17 protein-coding genes are annotated in these 20,549 nt (G+C 37.3%); 3 read left to right on the forward strand and 14 right to left on the reverse strand.

Going from position 1 to position 20,549, the window contains the following annotated elements:
• Window positions 1–196: 196 nt before the first annotated feature.
• The 3 genes from allD to GNT69_RS03345 form a co-directional block, all read right to left on the reverse strand.
• Window positions 197–1,246 (reverse strand): ureidoglycolate dehydrogenase, encoded by a 1,050-nt coding sequence (gene allD, locus GNT69_RS03335; RefSeq protein WP_203553518.1) that lies wholly within the window; start codon window positions 1,244–1,246, stop codon window positions 197–199.
• Window positions 1,247–1,610: 364 nt separating this feature from the next.
• Window positions 1,611–1,868 (reverse strand): hypothetical protein, encoded by a 258-nt coding sequence (locus GNT69_RS03340; protein WP_203553519.1) that lies wholly within the window; start codon window positions 1,866–1,868, stop codon window positions 1,611–1,613.
• 12 nt (window positions 1,869–1,880) lie between these two features.
• On the reverse strand, window positions 1,881–3,491 hold the full coding sequence (locus tag GNT69_RS03345; RefSeq protein WP_203553520.1) for an L-lactate permease: 1,611 nt from the start codon (window positions 3,489–3,491) through the stop codon (window positions 1,881–1,883).
• A gap of 281 nt (window positions 3,492–3,772) precedes the next feature.
• On the opposite strand from GNT69_RS03345, the gene GNT69_RS26135 reads away from it, so the two are divergent.
• On the forward strand, window positions 3,773–3,982 hold the full coding sequence (locus GNT69_RS26135) for a cupin domain-containing protein (protein ID WP_203553521.1): 210 nt from the start codon (window positions 3,773–3,775) through the stop codon (window positions 3,980–3,982).
• Between the two features lie 45 nt (window positions 3,983–4,027).
• On the opposite strand, the gene allB is transcribed toward GNT69_RS26135, so the two are convergent.
• The 3 genes from allB to GNT69_RS03365 all read right to left on the reverse strand — a co-directional run bounded on the left by allB (window position 4,028) and on the right by GNT69_RS03365 (window position 8,484).
• The gene (allB, locus tag GNT69_RS03355) at window positions 4,028–5,395 is read right to left on the reverse strand and encodes an allantoinase AllB (RefSeq protein ID WP_203553522.1); all 1,368 of its coding nucleotides are present in this window, start codon (window positions 5,393–5,395) and stop codon (window positions 4,028–4,030) included.
• Between the two features lie 67 nt (window positions 5,396–5,462).
• Window positions 5,463–6,947 carry an allantoin permease gene (allW, locus tag GNT69_RS03360; RefSeq protein ID WP_203553523.1) on the reverse strand — a complete coding sequence of 495 codons (1,485 nt, stop codon included), beginning with the start codon at window positions 6,945–6,947 and terminating at the stop codon, window positions 5,463–5,465.
• Window positions 6,948–7,266: 319 nt separating this feature from the next.
• Window positions 7,267–8,484 (reverse strand): pyridoxal-phosphate-dependent aminotransferase family protein, encoded by a 1,218-nt coding sequence (locus tag GNT69_RS03365; RefSeq protein WP_203553524.1) that lies wholly within the window; start codon window positions 8,482–8,484, stop codon window positions 7,267–7,269.
• A 168-nt stretch (window positions 8,485–8,652) separates the two neighbouring features.
• On the opposite strand from GNT69_RS03365, the gene GNT69_RS03370 reads away from it, so the two are divergent.
• On the forward strand, window positions 8,653–10,296 hold the full coding sequence (locus tag GNT69_RS03370; RefSeq protein WP_203553525.1) for a PucR family transcriptional regulator: 1,644 nt from the start codon (window positions 8,653–8,655) through the stop codon (window positions 10,294–10,296).
• 230 nt (window positions 10,297–10,526) lie between these two features.
• On the opposite strand, the gene arcC is transcribed toward GNT69_RS03370, so the two are convergent.
• The 6 genes from arcC to allC form a co-directional block, all read right to left on the reverse strand.
• The gene (arcC, locus tag GNT69_RS03375) at window positions 10,527–11,504 is read right to left on the reverse strand and encodes a carbamate kinase (RefSeq protein ID WP_203553526.1); all 978 of its coding nucleotides are present in this window, start codon (window positions 11,502–11,504) and stop codon (window positions 10,527–10,529) included.
• Window positions 11,497–12,369, reverse strand: coding sequence for an oxamate carbamoyltransferase subunit AllH family protein (locus GNT69_RS25975; protein WP_203553527.1), 873 nt, complete (start codon window positions 12,367–12,369; stop codon window positions 11,497–11,499). Before GNT69_RS25975 ends, arcC begins: the two co-directional genes overlap by 8 nt.
• 19 nt (window positions 12,370–12,388) lie before the next feature.
• Window positions 12,389–13,663, reverse strand: a complete 1,275-nt coding sequence (locus GNT69_RS03385; RefSeq protein WP_203553528.1) for a YlbE family protein — start codon at window positions 13,661–13,663, stop codon at window positions 12,389–12,391.
• Window positions 13,664–13,678: 15 nt separating this feature from the next.
• Window positions 13,679–15,448 (reverse strand): acyl-CoA synthetase FdrA, encoded by a 1,770-nt coding sequence (fdrA, locus tag GNT69_RS03390; protein WP_203553529.1) that lies wholly within the window; start codon window positions 15,446–15,448, stop codon window positions 13,679–13,681.
• Window positions 15,449–15,552: 104 nt separating this feature from the next.
• Window positions 15,553–16,338, reverse strand: a complete 786-nt coding sequence (gene allE, locus GNT69_RS03395; protein ID WP_203553530.1) for a (S)-ureidoglycine aminohydrolase — start codon at window positions 16,336–16,338, stop codon at window positions 15,553–15,555.
• A 130-nt stretch (window positions 16,339–16,468) separates the two neighbouring features.
• Window positions 16,469–17,695, reverse strand: a complete 1,227-nt coding sequence (allC, locus tag GNT69_RS03400; protein WP_203553531.1) for an allantoate deiminase — start codon at window positions 17,693–17,695, stop codon at window positions 16,469–16,471.
• Window positions 17,696–17,848: 153 nt separating this feature from the next.
• Here allC and GNT69_RS03405 point away from each other — a divergent pair, with 153 nt between their 5' ends.
• Entirely contained in the window at window positions 17,849–18,157 is a 309-nt protein-coding gene (locus GNT69_RS03405) for an alpha/beta hydrolase family protein (RefSeq protein WP_203553532.1), read from the forward strand.
• Window positions 18,158–18,257: 100 nt separating this feature from the next.
• Here the strand turns inward: GNT69_RS03405 and GNT69_RS03410 are convergent, their stop codons facing one another.
• Together GNT69_RS03410 and GNT69_RS03415 are read right to left on the reverse strand one after the other, a co-directional pair.
• Window positions 18,258–19,508: a glycerate kinase type-2 family protein gene (locus tag GNT69_RS03410; RefSeq protein ID WP_203553533.1), complete on the reverse strand. Its 1,251-nt coding sequence runs from the start codon at window positions 19,506–19,508 to the stop codon at window positions 18,258–18,260.
• An 80-nt stretch (window positions 19,509–19,588) separates the two neighbouring features.
• Window positions 19,589–20,545: a D-2-hydroxyacid dehydrogenase gene (locus GNT69_RS03415; protein ID WP_203553534.1), complete on the reverse strand. Its 957-nt coding sequence runs from the start codon at window positions 20,543–20,545 to the stop codon at window positions 19,589–19,591.
• Between the last annotated feature and the right edge of the window lie 4 nt (window positions 20,546–20,549).

The following is a 20,549-nucleotide window of genomic DNA, read 5'->3' on the forward strand; positions in this document are numbered from 1 at the left end:
GTCGTTGTAACCTGTTCCTTTTCAAGCAGGTCTGACATTGTTTGATTAAAAAAACTCTAGTCTAAAGACTAGAGCCTTAGCAAAATTTAATTTCTAAGTGACTATTTCATATCTAGGAGGGATTAACGACTGACAAATATCACATTCTGTACGTCAGTCGATTCGTCGCTGAGTGAAACCCTTCCGTTTTTCAAGTTTATTTTGCAAATGCACCTTTATTGTCATATGCATTGTTGTGAACCACATCTGAAATTAAATATTCATAAACAGAATCAACGATATCAATGCCTTCTTTTTCCGAACGTTTTTCTCTTATCGAACTTCTTTGTCCCGGATAATAAACTTGATCGTAACCTGTAGCAGGTTTAACATTGTTTAGTTCTTTCATCGTATTAGAAATACCTGCTTGGAATGCTTCAAGTCCGATAAAGCAATCAGGGTCAATGACAATATGAAGTTGTCCAAGATTTCTACCTTCTGATAAATCATGGTACATAGAAGAAACTTTATTCCCAGAAGGAACTCCCAATAAAATACCTGATAATACATCAACCATCATCATTAATCCGTATCCTTTTGGTCCTGCAATCGGTAATAATGCACTTACTTTGAATGGGTCTGTTGTAGGGTCACCGTTACTATCCACTGCCCATGAGTCATCAATGGCAGCATTTTTTGATCTGGCATCAAGAACTTTCCCCCACGCTTGAACGGTAGTTGCCATATCAATAATAATTTCATCCCCATCTTTTCCAGGGAAACCAAAAGCGAGTGGGTTTGTGCCATAGAATGGTTCTGCCCCTCCATAAGGAACTGCCATAGGATCTGACTGGCACATTGAAATTCCAATTAAGTTTTCTCTTGCAGCCTGCTGAACAAAGTATGATAGTGCCCCACTATGTCCTAATCTTCTTTGCCCAACAACGGCAACTCCGTTTTCTTTAGCCATTTTAATCGCTTCATCCATGGCAAGTTTCGCAACTACATGACCTGCTGCATTATCACCGTCAAAAATAGCTGTGCAAGGACCTGTTTTTTCGAACTTAAATTCAGGATTACAAGTTGTTCCGCCTTTGGCAATTCTTTCTGCGTAATATTCTGTACGCATTGCACCGTGAGAGTGGTATCCTCTTGCATCCGCATGGGCAAGTACATCTGCTACAATATAAGCATGTTCTTCTGTTAAACCTGCTTTATGAAATTTAGTTGTCATTAAATCGATTAATTGTTCTTTCGTTACTTTCATTCGTTACACCCTCTTATGATTAGTTAAAATAGAAAATGCATTTTCTGTTCGAAGTAAATCTTTTACCTCATTAATTAAAGTGTAAGCGTTTCAAAGCACATACTCATTATCGTATTTAGATAAACTTAATCTATTTTTTGTCCAAAACAAACAAATCGTTTCCGTATTTCCACGAAACCAAGGTTTTAACTTATGCTTTCTGGAATTCGACTTGTAGATACTATATTACGATTAAATAGTGCCACTTTAATTTTAGAGTTAAGCAAAAATCAACTAAAAAACCGCTAAATTGCGGCTTTTTGTAAAATTATTTATAAATTTTTTTGTTATTGAAAAAAAGCGCTACCCGTTACTTAGACTACTATTAGGAAACTTCTTTCTCTACTTCTCTCTTTACTTCTTTCTCTACTTCTTTCTTTACTTCTTCTTTTGTAATTTTCTTTCCATGAACATACGATAACACTGGGACAGCCAACATACCTAAAAGCATTAATATGATTCCAAAGTTCAAAAGACTAGGTATATGCTGGCTACCTCCAAGATAGAGAAAAGGAAAGGAAACAACGGTGACAATAAGGGCAATTGTTTGATGTCCTATTTTGGTTGAAAAAAATTCCCTCATATTATATCCCCCCTAGAATAAAAATGTAAAAATCGTTAGTATTAACCCAGTCAAAATAGCAACAGCTAGTACAATAGGCAAAATCATTTTTAAAGCGCGACCTTCTTGACCAAGAATCCCAGCTGTTGTTGTCCCAAGAATGATTTTACTTGGCGCTAAAACAGATCCAAGTGCACCACCTGCAGTATGAGCCCCTAATATTGACGCTTCATTTAAATGCAATAGCGTAGAGGTAGCTTTTTGGAACCCGCCAAATAAGATATTAGATGACATATTACTGCTCGTCATAAATGAACCGAGTACACCAATAGCTGGTGCAAAGAATACATATGTCTGGCCCATCACTCCAGCAGTTCCCATCGCAAGTTCGGTTGTTTGCCCAGTTCCCCCCATAATTTTTGACATAATAATTAGTGCAATGACTGCGATCGTAGAGGGGATTGTTTTTTCAATCGTTCTCCTAATCGCCTTCATTCCTCCGCCTTTTTGAATTCTTCCCTTGCTCTTAAAGAAGAGAAAACCAATGATTGCCGACAAGAAGAGGAATAACCCAGAATTCGTTAATGGTATAACAGGTGAGAATAAATCATAAGCATGGTTCGTTATCCCATAGCCAGTCATCGTCTCAGGAAAGCTAAGACCTACTTTCCATTGTTCAAGAAATGTCTTTAATGGAGAAATCAGTAAGACAAACAATGTAATTGCGGTTAACACATAGAAAGGGAAAAACGCTTGATTCATGGTAAGATTTCCATCGTCAATCTTTTCAGCTTGTTTATTTTCTTCTTGACGAAGCATAATTGGGCTATCTTGGATACTCCATGATTCCCTGTAAATTTTCATCTTGCCAATAAAAAATATCGCGACGAGTGACAACAATGATGGAATAAATGCTGATAAGGTAGGACTAAATTGTGTTAAAATCGTTTGTCCTCCACCCTGAATCAAAGAGATGATGATGATTGCTGGCAGTGCTTTCTTAGTCGCTGCCCAACGACCATAGGCCCAGCTAATGATAATCCCAGTTACTATATTGATAATCCAAATAAATAGAGAAGCCCACAAAGCAGTCTCCAATAATGTTGAGCCTTGAATACCTGTTTGGGAAACTAACGCGTCCCAAGCTACAGCTAATGTTCCAAACGTATTCCCCCATGCTTGACCAAATAAAGCGATCACAACAGCCCATAAGGGTCTTACACCGAGTCCCACTAATAACGGAGCACAAACGGCAATCGGTACACCAAAACCTGTAATCCCTTGCAAAAAGCTGGCGAATACCCAACCTAGAGCCATTATTTGAAGAAGTTCATTTGATGTGAACTTCTTTAATCCATTCCGCATGGAATCAAACGCTTTTGCCTCATAAGTTATTTCATAGATAAGAATGGCCGGCAAAATAATGAAGATTACATTTAGTGAAGTCCAAATCCCTTTTGCACTCTCCAATCCAATTAATTCTAAATTCGATTTATAAAAAACGATGGCAATGATAAATGCTGCCAAGAGACCAATGGGTGCGGCTTCGGCAGCTCCCCATTGGAACTTAACCATGAGTAAAATTAGGATTACTATCGGTACAGCAGCCATTAGCCACAACAATATATTTACAGGTAATTCCATTTTTGATTCCTCCCAATTTAAACAAGTTAATAAAACGATTACATTGTCTTTCTAGAAACTAGAAACTATTAACATCCTCAATTTGATACCAGTTTCCCTATCGTTTTTTATACTTACAATAAATGTATACCAATTTTTAAACACAATCATTGTACACTGTAGATAATCTTTCGTTATATTTTGTCTAAAAAAGACAAAGTCAATAGACTTTTTAAACTTGAGGAAATCATTTCTTTTGATTCTGAGACAGGAAAAAAACTATTTTTTATGAAACCGATTTAATGGCAGGGGCTGTATGGTGCTTAGAACCTGGTCAACAAGTAGTTAACCACTCACATTCTACATCAGATGATATTTGGATTTGTATGCGAGGGACAGGTACCTTCTATCCAGGAAATGGTGAAAAGGTAGAAATTACGAAGGGCGATATTTACAACAGAATAAAGTGCAAAAAAAACAAGATCATCTATCTTATTCCTATACTAAAATAGATGATCTTGTATAACTGTATTTTATTAAATTTTTAGGAAATTGATTTATTTAAGGATAAATTGTCCTATACGGCTATCAGCAACGCCCTCTTCTTGACTGTAGATCGTTTCCCCACGAAGAATGGTTCTAGCAATTTGCGCGCCAATTTCACGGCCAATATATGGACTAAGTTTATTTTTATATTCAAGATTTTCAGCCTTTAATGTATAAGGTGCATTCGGTTTAATTAACACGAAGTCAGCATCTTTACCAACGGAAATACTTCCTTTTGTATCTAGGTTAAAGCGTTCTGCTGGATTTGTAGCAATGATATCAGCAAACATTTTTAATGACATCCCACGTTTTTGAACACCTTCATCAAATAGGACATCGACATTATTTTGTACGCCTGCAATTCCACCCCAAGCTTCAAATGCATTCTCTTTGTCTTTCAAATCTGGTGTACATGGAGAGTGATCAGATGTAATAAATGCGATTTCTCCTGATAAAACTTTCTCCCACATACCATTTTGGTTTTCTTTGTCCCTAATTGGAGGGGAGCACTTTACTACTGGTCCAATCGCATCTAATTCTGAAGTGTCAAAGTACAAGTAATGTGTGCAAGTTTCACACGTTACATCCACACCTTCGTTACGTGCTTTTGTCACTTCTTCTACCCCTTCTGGGCAAGCAACGTGACAAATATGGATACGACAACCTGTTTCTTTAGCAAAGAAGATGGCACGTCTGATTGGTTCAACTTCTGTAAATACAGGACGGCTTTCTACATAAGCTTTTAAAGTAGTTTCGCCATTCTTGTAAGCAATTTCCCCTAATTTATCTGTAATGGCAGAGTTTTCCGCATGAATTGCTAAGACTTTCCCCGTCTTTGCAATTTGTTTCATACCTTCATATAATGCATAGTCATCGGCATTCATAAAGTCGCCTTCAATCGAGCGGTCTCCACAAGTAGCCATGAAGCATTTATAAGCAGCAACTCCACCCTCGTCCAACTCTTGAATGCCCCCATTTAAATTAAAAGGAACTAGTCCACCAAAAGATGCTACGTCAACTGATAATTTATTTTTACCAGCTTCATATTTGATTTGTAAAGATTCAGCATCAACAGTTGCAGGAACTTGGTTTAAAGGCATTTCCATGAAGGATGTAACTCCACCTTTAGCACACGCTTTCGTTCCAGTTAAGTATCCTTCCCAATCATCACGATAGCTGCCACCTGGATCCGTAATGTGCATATGTGCATCTACCATCCCAGGGCTCACAACTAAGCCTTTTGCATCAATTGTTTCTTTTGCTTCACCTAACTCTTTACCAATAGCCGCTATTTTTCCATCTTTAACCGCAATGTCTGTTTCAACTTCTCCGTTATTTAAGATAACAAGACCATTCTTGATAATAATGTCATAACTCATTTTTATTTCCTCCTACAATATAATAATTTTTTTATGATTGCATACTACACACCTATGTTGAAAAAGACTATTTTCTATACTTTTTCAACATAAGATATGTAATGAAGGCCAACGAGAATCCAATTAACCATGATAAGTTAGAAACCATTTGTAAAGCTGGGATAATTTGACCACTAACCGAAACGACCACACCTATTATAGTAGCAATGTAGGCTTCTACATTGACTCCTCGATATGGATTTTGATCATTACTTGCTTTTGAATCCATGTACAATGCGTCCAAATCGATTTCTCGTTTCTTTACAAAATAGTAGTGAGCAAGCATAACACCAGCAACCGGTCCTAAAATAGCACCAATGATATTTAAGAAGGCAAAAATACTATTAGCATTCTCCATCAACTTCCAAGGCATAATCATGAAACTAATAACCGATGCAATAATTACCCCTTTTTTGTAGTTTACTTTTTTAGGGAATAATGCGGCTAATTGATATCCAGCTGGGATGATATTCCCTGTTGCATTTGTAGATATCGTTGTCATAAGTAGTACAATAACTGCTAAACTTGCCGCTGGTAAACTATCCCACTTATCTACAATATTTAATACATTCCATTCTTGAACACCGTAATGTATAGAGCCGCCAATTAAAATAGCAACACTTGAAAATGCAAAGATGATATAGGCAACTAACATACTAGCTGTTTGGCCAATTGCTTGAGCACGTGTCGATTTAGCATTTTGAGTAAAATCGGAAACACTTGCTCCAGGTGCTGCCCAAACCGCTAAAACAGAGTTAATAATAATTAAATAAACTAATAGTGGTGTATGTTGTTGTACGGCTTCTCCAGTTGGAACGAAAGCTAGAATATTTCCCATCCCACCCGCTACTTTAATCGCCCAAATCGTCATACCACCAAAAACAATATAGATTAATGGGTTTAAGATGGCTGTGAATTTATTTAACGCACCACCACCACCAATCCCAATTAAAACATTGATTAGGAAAAAGACAGTGAAAGCGATCAAGCCTGGCAAGTTGATTCCAAAGAAACTAAAATCCCCGCCTATGCTTAAGAAGCCCGGCCATATCTTACCGATTAAAATCAACAAAGCTAATGATCCAGCAAAATTTTGTAACCCGAACCATGCAATCGCCGCCACACAACCTCTTAAGAATCCTGGTAGTTTAGCCCCTAAATCACCATAAGTAGAACGCAAATGCATGGCAAAAGGGATCCCATACTTTGAACCTGCATGTCCGTTAAACACAAAAAACACAGAAACAATCAAGGAACTTATAATAAGCGCTATCATAACATTTATAGGAGAAAGTCCTAGGAATAAAAATCCCCCTACCGCAGTGTAGTTGGGAATATTATGTACAGATCCCATCCACAGCGTAAAGTAGTTTCTCGCACTCATATTACGCTTCTCTTCAGTTTTCGGTAACAAGTCATCGTTGTATCCGCGCTGCCTAAATGAATCAAGTTGATTATCGTGTACATAAGAATCCGTTTCTTGTACTTCTACATTTCTTTTAAGAGCTTCCAACTATATCGCCTCTCTTCTATGAAAACGTTGTCAACGTTGATACTTGTAGTTTATATTCTTGTGATTGCATTCACATTATTTAAAATCTACAATTCTCAAAAAAATTTTATACAAATTACACAATGATATTCCCACTATTATTGAAACTTACTTCATGATTGACTGCCAGTTAATCTGCGATGAATTGTACTGGAAGATCAAATGTAATATAGATTTTATACTATAAATTTATTAAGCGATTTACAACAACAAAAAATCTTCCAAAATGTGATTTTGGAAGATTTCATGTTGTTTATTATGTGTTACTTTGTACGAAAGTTTAATGATTTAAATAAACATGAAGAGCAGCTAGTACGCCTTTTCCAGGATTGATTGGTGCACCATGAAGTATAAGGGCCGTCTCAAAAGCAGCTAGAACATGAAGTACATTTTCCTTTCTGCTACTATAACCCATATTTCCAATTCTCCAAACTTTCCCTTTTAGTTGGCCGAATGAAGAAGCAATTTCAACACCAAACTCGTGTAACATCGTTGAACGAACAGCTTCGCCATCCACACCCTCAGGAATGATAATAGGCGTGACCGTTGGCATTTTAGTCTTGCGATTTCCATATATTTTCAATCCCATTGCTTCGATCCCCGCCTGAATAGCAAGGTCGTTTAACTTATGTCTAGCATAGCATGCATGTATCCCTTCTTGAAGAATAACTCTTAGCCCCTCATGTAAGGCATAAATCATACTAGTTGCTTCGGTATGATGGTTGATTCTATCACCATTCCAGTATCGTTGCAGCTGACTTAAATCTAAATAATTACTGCTGATGTGTCTAGGATTTCGATTCTCTTTATTTAACCCTAGCTCTATTTGATAACGATTAGTAAGCACCTCTTCAACACGATCATTATATGTGATTAATGATAGTCCAGACGGGACACTCACACATTTTTGTGTACCCGCAACAGCAATATCAATTCCCCATTCATCAACTTCAACTGGTACCCCACCATATGTTGCAACGGTATCTACCATAAAAAATATTTCGTTTTCTCTACAAAAATTTCCAATCTGATCAAGTGGTTGTATTTGTCCATTTGCTGTTTCACCATGCACCATAGCAACTATTTTTGGTTGGTGATCTTTGATTTCCTGAATGATTTCACTCTGTTCAAAAACGCTGTCCCAATTTTTTTCGAAATAGACAACTTCCGCTTTTGCTCGTTCACATATTTCTCCTAAAAGATAGGCAAATCGCCCGTATGCAGGAATTAGCACTTTATCACCGGGTTCAATTAACCCTATTAGTGCGGCTTCCAAACCGGAACGGGATGTACCATCAATAGCAAATGCCTGTTCATTCTTTGTTCCAAACAGAACTTTAATCATTTCTTTCACTTCATCCATAATGCTATGAAAAACAGGATCATATTGCCCTAGAATAGGAGTAGCCATCGCTCTTAACACGCGAGGATGTGCTTCAACTGGTCCCGGTGTCATAATTGTACGTGTCGGTATATTTAGTTCACTATACACTTTCATTCCTCCAAAACGATATTTTAATCTATTTATCTAGTATCCTTAAGATTAATATAAAATATATTATTCAATTGTCACAAAAAAACATAAATCTTTGTGGCATTTGAACAAGAACAACTTGATAGCACTTTCATTATAATTTAGAATAGAGCAATCAGAAGAGGTGATTTTATGACAACGATGAAAGAGCTATTAGACATTCCCCGTTTTTCCGATTTAAAAGTAATTAATGCATCAGCCAATTTATCATTAACGGTTAAAAGTATTGAAATATCTGAAACCCCAGATGTTGCTCTATATATTCCAAAGCATGCCCTTCTTTTAACTACAGCCATGTCATATAAGGACAATCAACAAGACTTGATCACCCTCATTGACTCCTTAAAGCGTGTAGATTCTGCTGGCATAGGAATTAAGGTAGGGCGCTTCTTAGGAGAACTCGACCAGGCAGTTATAGATTACGCCAATTCGGTGGAGTTCCCTCTCATTCAGATTCCTAATACTACTCCTTTAGGTACACTGTCGCATCAATTACTTAATTATTTGTGGAATACAAAAACAGAGCAAATGTCATTTGCTCTAGATATTCAAAAGCGTTTTTCTAATTTACTCATGAATGATGCTAGTGTAGCAAGATTTATTGCAGACTTCGGAAAAATGATTAAGACACCTGTTATCTTATTAGACCCCTTTCAAGAGGTCATTGCTCAATCGAAAGACTTTACGCGCTCTAGTAAAATTGCTGAATACTACGTAGAACAAGTGCTACTAAAAAAACCACAGCTATTGGATAATGAAACAGATTCATTTTTAATTAATGGTATTGAAGGGCATGAAATTCAAATTTCGATTTACCCTATTAAGGCAAACAATTATTTTCCTTATTTTTTAATAATCTTAAAACCTGAGCAAATTCCCTATCCTATCTCTGAGTTCGCAGTCGATCAAGCGTGCATGGTGCTTTCATTTGTCCTTTATAAAAACCTAAAAGTAGAAGAATCTTTACAAAATTTAGGGGGAGATTATTTTGCGCAACTAATAGAAAGTCAACAGTTATCAGAAAATAAAACAAAAAATTGGTTAGATTCTGGTTTGAATTTTGGAATAATTAATTCGAATTTTTATCAAGTCATCTATATTCATTGCCAGCATGATTATCAGAATGAATGGAAGAAACAATATAATCGTGAAAAGATTCAGTTGGCATCTAATTGGCTTTTAGACAAACTAATTCCTTATTTTCGTGATGCTCAGATTTTCCATATTAAAAATAACAATCATTTAGCCTTATTACTTCAATCTAAATATGACTATGAGTATCTTGAGGAAATTTTAGAGAAGACAGCTGCTGATTTAGAAAAGATTCTCCCTATTTCCTTAGTCTTTTCCTTTGGGCATGCATACAATAAAATAGAAATGATCTCAAACTCCTTTGTAGAAGCAAAAATGTCCTTTGAAGAAGTTTTCGGAAAAAATCATCAACAAAGAATTCATTACTATCAATCACGAGGCATGCAGAACCTGTTCGAAAAGCTGCAAACGGATGAGATCCATTATTTTTGCCAAGCCACTTTAAAAGAGCTAGCTTATCCGAAAGAGGAATCGATGGTTGAATTAAGAAAAACACTAGAAACATATTTAGATTATCAATGTGAAATTACGAAGACATCGAAAAAATTATTCATTCATCGTAACACAGTGAAATATAGGATTGATCAATGTGAAAAAATCCTCGGCACGCCAATAAATGACCCTAACTTTAGTCTAAATTTAAGATTAGCTCTTACACTTTCACAGAGTCATTTAAATGGATAACTTACCGTATGTTCTTAAAAAAATCGACCCTATTCATTCTTATTAAGCCGGATAATGATTAATAGGGTTATTTCCAGATGTTCATATATGAGTTTTTGTTTTTACAGGTAGTAAATGAAAAGCATGAATAGCACAAACCAAGGCCATGGTTTGTGCTAATAAGATTACTGTTTATCATCCACAGTTGGATGACACCGTTCTAGACGTCATTTGTCCATAGAAACCGATAGTTAAACGGATGTCAAAACACATTTGTTTGCGGCCCCTACATGCTTGACAATACGTGTTCCTGCAAGTCCTTTCAAAGCTTCTGCAGCTTGGTCAAGGGAGCAGATAATGGCTTCTTTTCCTTGGGATGCAAAATCAACAGCAGCTCCCATTTTCGGTCCCATACTACCATCAGCAAATTGTCCTTCATTTAAATATTGTTTTGCCTTATTAACCGAAATTTCCGCTAATTTTTCTTGGTTCGGTTTTCCATAATTGATATAAACGTTGTTCACATCTGTTAACATCATAAATATATCTGCATTTAACTGTTCTGCCAGTTTTTTAGCGGTACGATCCTTGTCAATTACTGCTTCAATACCGATTAAATCGCCCTCGGTATTTCGCACAACAGGTATTCCACCTCCACCTGCTGCGATGACAATCGTATTTTGTTTTAACAGTTTATGAATCGATTCTACACCATGAACTTTTAAAGGTTTTGGTGAGGGAACGACTCTTCGATACCCTCTTCCGGCATCTTCCATCATCACCCAGCCCTTTTCCCTAATCATCGTTTCTGCTTCCTCTTTACCATAAAAAGCCCCTATAGGTTTAGTGGGATTTTGGAATGCAGAATCTTCAGCTGAAACTTCTGTCTGAGTTAACAAAGTCAGGACATCACTTGTTAGTCCTTCTTGATCAAGTACATTTTTTAAAGATTGCTCCATCATATACCCGATAAATCCTTGTGATTTTGCACTACAAACATCTAATGGTAATTGGGGAACGACATGTTTAGCCTCTTCATTTTGACGCAAAAGATTCCCTACTTGAGGTCCATTTCCATGCGTTACAACAATTTCATAATCTAGTTTTTCAATTTTCGCAATTAATTCTGCACTAATTTTCACATTATGCAACTGATTCTCAAATGTCGCTTCCTGATTTGGTCTTAATATTGCATTACCTCCTAAAGCAATGACTACTCTTTTAGCCATGACCTTCCTCCTCCAATGGAATATTTATTAGTAGCGCTGCTGTAAACCCAGTCAACATATCAAGTCCAGAGGTATGCCCTAGTGCATTAATTTCCGAAACATTTTTTTCCAGTTCACAACGATTCGTATCTTTACTTAAGTTGATGACCAACCGAATGATTCGTTCGTTAAACCTATCATATAGAGCACAATTTAGATAATGTTCACTGACAAATGTCGTCGGTTTCATATGTGACGATAGAATCTCTGTCACATTTTTATAAAATAATTGTGGTAAACGCTGTATAAATCGATTTGCAGCCACGACCCCTATAAGCATATCGTCTCCTGAAGGTGTTAAACCTTTTCCGCGCCCAACGAGATACTGAATTGCTTTTTTGTTCCCGTCTTGATCACTAACAAATAAATCATTCAAGTAATTCATCGTGTTCACTTGAATACTAGAATTGTTTTTTAGTTCAGATATAGGAAATCCAAAGCCATTTTCTTTCTCTAACTTACCAACAATAGCTAGAAATCGTTTAAAACTCGCTTTATTCAATCGATAATGTGGTGCTAGTTGTGAGGAATAAGTTTTGGATTGATTTAAAAGGATGACTGCATGACCGAAATCGATTTGTTTGCCGGAAATCTTAAGCGATTGATTCACTTTTACAGTTGTTATGAAGTTTCTTAGCATCCCGTCTTCAAGTAAAATAGATTCTGGCATCTTCGCATAACTAGAACTAGCAATGTGAATCAATCGATTTTGTTGAGCATTTTGTATATTTAAGCTTTTATTGAAAACACTGTGGACGGACCAAGTTGATCTTAATTGAAGCATTCCAGTTAATCCTTCATCGATATATTCTGCATGAATAAACACTTGGTCCCTCCCTTTCCAGTTACACTGTTGCTTCTTGGAAGCCTAATTTTTTTGCATAGGCTAATACAGCTTTTTCAAAGCATTCAATTGGTGGGTGAACAGTCCCTGCACCAATTTGGCCTAAACCAGCTTTTTTATTGGCAATTCCTGTATTAATGACTGGTGTAATTCCTGTCTCAACTACTTTTCTTGCATCGATTCCTAAACAAATCCCTTGGAAATCCCATGTAGGAACTGGGAAATTAGGGTTGTGGTCAATACAAATTTCTGTCATTTCATTACTCGTTTGAAGTGCATCCTGAAATCCTCCGCTTCCGACAAAACGAGTAACAGCTGGTGCGGCAATCATTGCCAATCCACCAACACCAAATGTTTCAGTTATCGCACTATCCCCCATATCAGGTGCAGCATCCTCTTCACTGAAACCTGAGAAATATAAACCTTGTGCCGTATTAACTGGGCCAGTAAACCACTCATCACCCATACCAGCAATCCGAATACCGAACTCGTATCCGTTACGACACATAGCAGTGACAATCGTACCTTCTTGGATTTGTCGAGCACCGTCCATTACTGATTTGGCAGCAGCCATCATAATATTTAAGAAGAATTGGTCTGTGTCTGCCAAGAATTGCATGACCTCTTCTTTTTCTGTTTGATCGATATCTAAACGAACAATAATCGGAGCAACTTCCTTTAGGAACGCTAATGATGCTGCAATATTCCGTTGATGAAATTCATCGCCCATCGATATAGCTTTTGCTACTAGTACATTGACGTTTAGTCCACCCTCTTTCGTTTTGAGAGCTTTGCTGAGGGCAGGCCCAAGGACATCGCGCATCCAACGTAGACGAGTAATAACTTCTTCAGAATAGGCACCGAATCGTAAAACTGCACCAATTCCTTCGTTCATTGTACAATAGGCCATATTTCCGTCCGTTCGATTTTCTACAACTAAAACAGCCATATTCCCTGAAGTGATTCCACCCATAGGGCCAACTGCGTTTACATGGTGACAAGGAATAAGCTTAACTTCCCCAGACGCTAATAATTCGCGTGCCTCTTCTTCAGTATCTGCCCACTCTTCAAACAGAGCTGCACCAATACACGCACCTTGAATCGGATCTACCATCTTTTCAAAAGTAATTGGCGGACCAGCATGTAGTAGTACTTTTCCTTCATTGAATTCTTTTATGACAGATTTAGCTGGTACGACATCTAATAAGAAAGGTGATCCAGCCACAATCTTAGCAGCAACCGCTTGATTGGCTTCATCAATTGTTTTATAATTCATCGTTCTTCTCCTCCCTTATTTCGCTTCTACTAGTTCGACTTGATAATTATTTAAGAAATATAATGCTTTTTGTAATGTCACATTTCCACCTGCAACAGGACGCCAATCAAACTGAATAGAAGTCCCACCTTCTTCTCTAATTGCATCAGAAAAACTTCTCAATCCGATGTTAAGAAACTCTTTCGTTCCCAATAAATCTAACATTTTTCTTGATGGTTCTAATTGCTCATTAAAAGTAGATTCAATTTCTTTCATTTCTTTCATATTATCTTTAATCGTCATTCCTAAGATGCCTAAAGCTGTTCGTACAGCTTTATTGTTGCTCATTTTAATTATGACTCCTGCTTCTTCTAAAATTTGTCGCTGTTCGTTAAACCCTTGTGGATCAAGATCTGTTCCAACAATCGTTCCGATAAAGACTAAATCTCTTCCTTCAGCATTTGCTTGTGCTTTTGCCTTTTTAATCGCAGGTGCCAGCTGACTAGCCATATCTGAATGAGAACCATAACCTAGTACAACATCTAGTAAAATAACAGCTGTCTCTGGATCGCTTGAAGCCTTTTCAATCATTTCAATTCGTTTTTCAGGATCAATCATCGGATGCGGCTTACCTTGAGTGTAAATATCATCCCCTAAATCGAGAATTTCGTACCCATCATTTTTAAGGATATAGCCTTCTTTTTCCTCAGTATCTTCACCTAAATGTAATCCATCCTTCAGGAGCATCGCTGCTTCACTAGCGAGCGTACCACCAGAATAAAAGCCTTTAATATATTTTTGTTTTTCTGTTAATTTTACTAGTGGAAGATCAATCTTTTCTTCTTCAAAAACAATTTCTTCTTTCCGTAGAAGTTTTACTGCCAAGGAAGCAGTCTCTTCTAATGAATAGGCATGATATAGATTCTTTTCATGATACTCAGGTTTTTCACCTAAGAAGAGAGTGATGGCCGGTTTTGAAATTTTCCTTAATAAACCTAATACTTTTTCCCGAACGACAGGAGAAGGTGGTTTTGAAATCACGACAATGACATCCGTGTTTGGATCTTGCTCTAAAGTAACAATGCTATCCATTAATGTGATACCACCAATATCTTCCTTCAGATCACGACCGCCAGTCCCAATTGCATGTGTAACCCCTTCACCTAATTTATGAATAAGTGTTGTCACTTCTTGAATTCCAGTTCCGGATGCACCGACAATTCCAATTCTTCCTGGTCTTACAATATTTGTGAAAGCTAAAGGAATTCCATTGATAATTCCAGTCCCACAATCAGGCCCCATTAATAAGAGTCCTTTATCATGTGCAATTTGTTTCAATCGTTTTTCGTCTTCAATTGCTACATTATCACTGAAGCAAAAAACATGTTTGCCTTCATGAAGTGCACGTTCAATTTCTAATGCAGCATATGTACCAGGAATTGAAATCAATGCAAGTGGTGCGTTTTTCGCCGATTCTAACGCTTTATCCCATGTACGAACAGATTCTTCAACTTCACCGCCTACTGATCCTTTAGACTGTTCTTCTAAGAAGCGATCAATTTCATCGAAAACGGCTTCAATTATTGAATCATTTTCAACATCTAAGACAACAACCATATCGTTAGAAGATGCTTTTTCTAGTTCTGGGGTATAAAGTCCACCCGTTTTAAAGATATCTTTATTAGCTGGTGTCCCCATCATGATTGACACTTTATTTACGCCTTCAATCGTGCTTATTTTGTTTGTCAACAGCATCAAGACGATGGAATCTTGATAACTATTAGATTTAATGATTGTATTTAACATTATGAAACCTCGCTTTCCTAACCTACATTTTAAGCTTGCCTATGTTTTAATTCGTTGATGGAGCCCTGTTGACATAATTGCGGGAAATTTGTTTCCCGCATTATTTAGATTTTGGGATCACGGTTACAATCTTTTGAGTATACATAGCTTAGTGGCTCGTCCCTACCAACAGCGTAAGCAGCTTGTGGAACATAAGCACCCATGAAGATGTAATCACCCTTCTCCACCGGCATCCATTCGTTATCTAAGTTGTACATACCTTGCCCTGATAAAATATAGGCACCATGCTCTTGTACATGAGTTTCTATATATCCATGACTTGCGCCCGGTTTAAATGATAAGATGTGGAAATTCATATCAAAGCCCAAATCTTTTGGAAGTAAATCCCAAACTAAAACATCTGTCATCCCTTCATATTCCACTGGTTCTAACTCATTCGTGTTCCCAATCACCTTATGCGCTTCATACCCTTCTAATGGCTCATAACGCTTTTTATATAGGAAAATTTCGGTATTTTCATCCTGGGCATTTTCTAAATACATTAATGATCCTGCTGGGAAGTATGCGTAGCCTCCCTTTGTTAACTCATGTGATTCCTTAGCATCACTAACTTTTAATTTCCCATCAACGACATAAACAAATGTTTCTATCCCTTCACCGCCGAACCCTCGCGTATTTTTCCCGTCTTTTAACAACGTGATAATATAATCTACAAAGCTCGCTCCCAATTTTTGTGATCCGAGAATCGTTAAATCACAATTTTCAAATCCTGGAACGACATTCTTCACTAACCCATCATGGGGAATAAGAGCATAGTTATCTCTTTTGATTACAGACCTTGATTCTAATAAACCATCTCTATAGCCAAGCTTGTTATTTTTGTATCCCATTTTTCATCATCCTGTTCATTAATATTTGTGGGCGAAGAATTGTCTCATGCCCTCTTACTCAGCTTAAACACTTTTTTCATTCATTTTGAAGTTTTGAACATAGACCAATATCGAGCATAAGCTTTAACTTTTATTTATACGCTAACTCATAAAGAGTCCCAGCCAATGTTTTTATACCTTCTGCTAAATCTTCTATTTTGGTAGCTTCTGCTGGATTATGGCTAATTCCGTTAATACTTGGAACAAATATCATAGCTGTTGGATAATGCGGGGCAATAATTTGAGCATCATGTCCAGCTCCACTATGCATGATACGATATTTCATATTTCCTTTTTTAGCGGTTTCTTCAATAATAGATACAATTTTTTCATCCATTGGAACGGGTGCTTCATCCATCCATAAGTTAATCGATACTTCCATTTCCAACTCAGATGCTATTCTTTTGATCATTTCTTCCAGTTCAAACGTAAATCGATCTAGCGTCTCTTGATTGGTATGACGGCAATCAATCGTGAATAATACTTCACCTGGAACAACATTAACTGTATTCGGTTTTGGTTCAACTTTACCAAATGTCAAAACGAGTGGATCGCCTTCTTGTTTTGCCTTTTCAATTGCCTCCACACAAATTTTGCTAAAACCGTAAATAGCGTCTTTACGATAGCCCATTGGCGTGGTTCCGGCATGATTCGCTTGACCACTTAAAGTAACCGTGTAGCGTTTCTGTCCAGCTATGCTGTTCACGACACCGATTTGGAGTCCTTCTTGTTCCAACACATTCCCTTGTTCGATATGAAGTTCTACAAATGCTTTAATATCGTCCCTTTTCTTTTCTTCTCCCGATTTAAAATCAAATCCAGCTTGATGCATCGCATCGACGAATTTAACACCTTCAAAATCAGCAATATCAATAACGTCTTCTTTTTTAGCTTCATTCACGAAGTTTTTGCTACCCCAAAAAACAGTTGGAAATCTACTTCCCTCTTCTTCTGCCAATGAAATAACTTCTAACGAGCGAAGTGGCTGTCCATATGTTTCTTTTAAATAAGCAATGGCTAAATAGGCGGCAATAATCCCAAATTGTCCATCTAAATTCCCGCCATTCACAACGGTATCAATATGGGAACCAGACAAGATTGTTTCATTTGGATAGTTAGAGCCTGCTAATCTGCCAATCAGATTTCCGATTTCATCAAATTGCGTTTCCATCCCTAGTTCTTCTAATTTTGCCTTTATTCCATTTTGGGCTTCGACCCATGATTCGGAATAAAGTAAACGTGTCATCCCTCCTGTGGGATCACTACCGATACTTGAAAGCCAATCCATGTTATCTTGAATTGTTTTAATCCAGTCCATATCATCAATTCCTTTCTCGGATCTCCTATAGATAGTGTAAGCGCTAAAAAAAACTATCGCATTATCATTTTTTACAAATTAAGATTGGTATTTGTCTACTTTGAATAATATTACCGAGGGTTATATATCTTCACTCATCGATTTATTGAATCGTTGGAATTTGCGTGTTATATTCGGAAAACCGGAAAATGGATCGATGCTCTCTTAAGCGATAAATCGGCTAGGAAATTTTACAGTCTATCAAAAGATGATTTGCTAGCTCTTCCCCCTGTATTTTTAACTGCAAGTTCAAAAGATCAAGATGTTCCGTATCTCGTTTCTCAACAGGCTGCTCAAATCATTCCTAATTCCGTTTTTCATCCAGTGTTAGGAATGACCCACGATTTTGATTCAGATACTACAAACGTAATAGGCAAGCAAATCTATCAACGAGTCCTACAATGGTTGGACCGTATTCGATAAAAGCCAGTATTTGTAAAAAATGAGTATATAAAAACGCTTGAATCATTCCAAGCGTTTTGCTGTACCCATTTAACATAATCGATGTTCTGCCACATTGATTTTATTTTTTGTCAATTAATAGCATCATTAAATCATTCACATTTGTACCTGTAGGACCAGTAAAAATTAAATCTCCACTACTTTTTAACGCATGATAGGAATCATTATTTTCCAAAAGACTTTGGATGTCGGAACCACTTTCTTGCATTCTACTTAAACTGCCGCCATCTACCATTCCACCAGCTGCATCAGTGGGGCCATCCGTTCCATCAGATCCTACGGATAGAAAAACGACATCACCCAACCCGCTTATTGGAAAGGCTGCAGATAATGCAAGTTCTTGGTTACGACCACCTTTACCATTTCCTTTTATTGTTACAACCGTTTCCCCTCCAGCAATAATCGCACACGGAAGTGGAATATCTTCTTGTCCAGCAACAATTCTTTTCGCTAATTCTCCAAAGTCCTTTCCAACCAAAGAAGCTTCATCTTCTATAGAAGAACTTAACAACTTCGTGTGAAACCCTAGCGAACGTGCAATCTTTTCCGCCTCTTGACAAAGAATTTCTACACTGCCTATCATTATCGTTTTGACATTCTCCAAGCTTTTAGGTGTTTCTATTGTTATGGCTTGAAGTGACGTTTCGGAAAGAGTTAATTGATATTTTTCGACAATTTTTAAAGCTTCCTCTACTGTGGATGTATCCGGGCAAGTGGGACCTGAAGCAATCGTATCAACTCGATTTCCTAAAACATCGGATAAAATAATCGAATAGATCGCTCGCGGATAGCAGACTTGAGCAAATCGCCCACCTTTAACCGCAGAAAGATGCTTTCTGACCGTATTCATTTCGACGATGTTCGCACCACTTCTCAATAATTGCACATTCACGCTTTCCAATTCCTCTATTGAATTGTTCAATAATGGTTTTTCAAATAATGAGGAACCTCCTCCAGAAATTAAAAACACAATGGCCTCATGTTCAGGAATAGACTCAACATACTCGAGAATCTTCTCCGTTCCTTCCAACGTCTGTTGATCAGGAACAGGGTGGCCAGCTTCCAAAATTTCCATTTTGTCTATTTGACCTAAGGAATGCCCATATTTTGTTAACACCATTCCTCCCATAAACTGATTTCCTAACATCTCAACCGCTGCTTGAGCCATTCTCCAAGCTGCTTTTCCAATTGCAATAACATGCACATTCCCCTTGATATCCTCTTGTTTTAAGGCCTTTTTCACTGCATTATCCGGTAAAACTTCCTGAATCGATTTTTTTATAATATCAATCGCATCATCTCTAAGTCTCATACCGCTTCACCTCTTAATCGTATGATATGAAAATAGAGATGCAAAGAATTTGCATCTCTATTCAACTTCGTATCTACTATTTAACAAATCCTGTTTACATGCTTTCCATTAAGGAAAGCTTCTAAATTGTCAATGGCAATGTTTAATAACCGACTTCGTGCTTCAATTGGAGCCCATGCAATATGTGGGGTTATGATACAATTTTTAGCGTGTAATAAAGGATTTTCTTCAGAAATAGGCTCTACCGAAACGACATCGACTGCCGCACCGGAAATTTCGTCATTATTCAATGCATCCGCTAAATCCTGTTCAACAATTAATGCACCACGGGAAGTATTGAGTAAAATAGCGCTCTTTTTCATTTTCTTTAAAGTGTCGGCATTAATCATCCCTTCGGTTTCAGGAAATAAAGGACAATGAAGGGAGATGACATCCGATTGAGTAAATAATTCATCTAGTCCAACAAATTTTATTTGTTCGCTTTCTACTGATTTATTACCACTACGGTTATAAGCCAACACCTCCATACCGAAGGCATTTGCTATCTTTGCTACCGCTTGTCCGATTCGCCCGAAGCCGATAATCCCCATTTTTTTACCAGATAATTCAATTAGCGGATAATCCCAAAAGCAAAAATCTCCCGACTCTTTCCAACGACCTTGTTTTACAGCTTTGTCATGAGCTGCTACATGATGACATACTTCAAGTAATAGCGCAAAAGTAAACTGTGCCACAGAGTCAGTTCCATACATTGGAATATTTGTAACTGCAATATTACGTTTTTTAGCCGCTTCTACGTCAACAACATTATACCCTGTAGCTAAAACGCCAATATAACGAATCGATGGGCAAGCATCGAAAATTTCGTCTGTCAAAGGTGTTTTGTTCGTAATAACAATATCTGCATCACCAATCCGATTTATTACTTCGGATGGGGGTGTTCGATCGTAAATTTCACAAGTTGCAATTTTTTCTAAATCTTGCCAAGATAAATCTCCCGGATTTAAAGTATATCCATCTAATACGACAATCTTCATTCTT

The sequence above is a fragment of the Bacillus sp. B15-48 genome (assembly GCF_016879755.1).
GTDB lineage: Bacteria > Bacillota > Bacilli > Bacillales > Cytobacillaceae > Mesobacillus_B.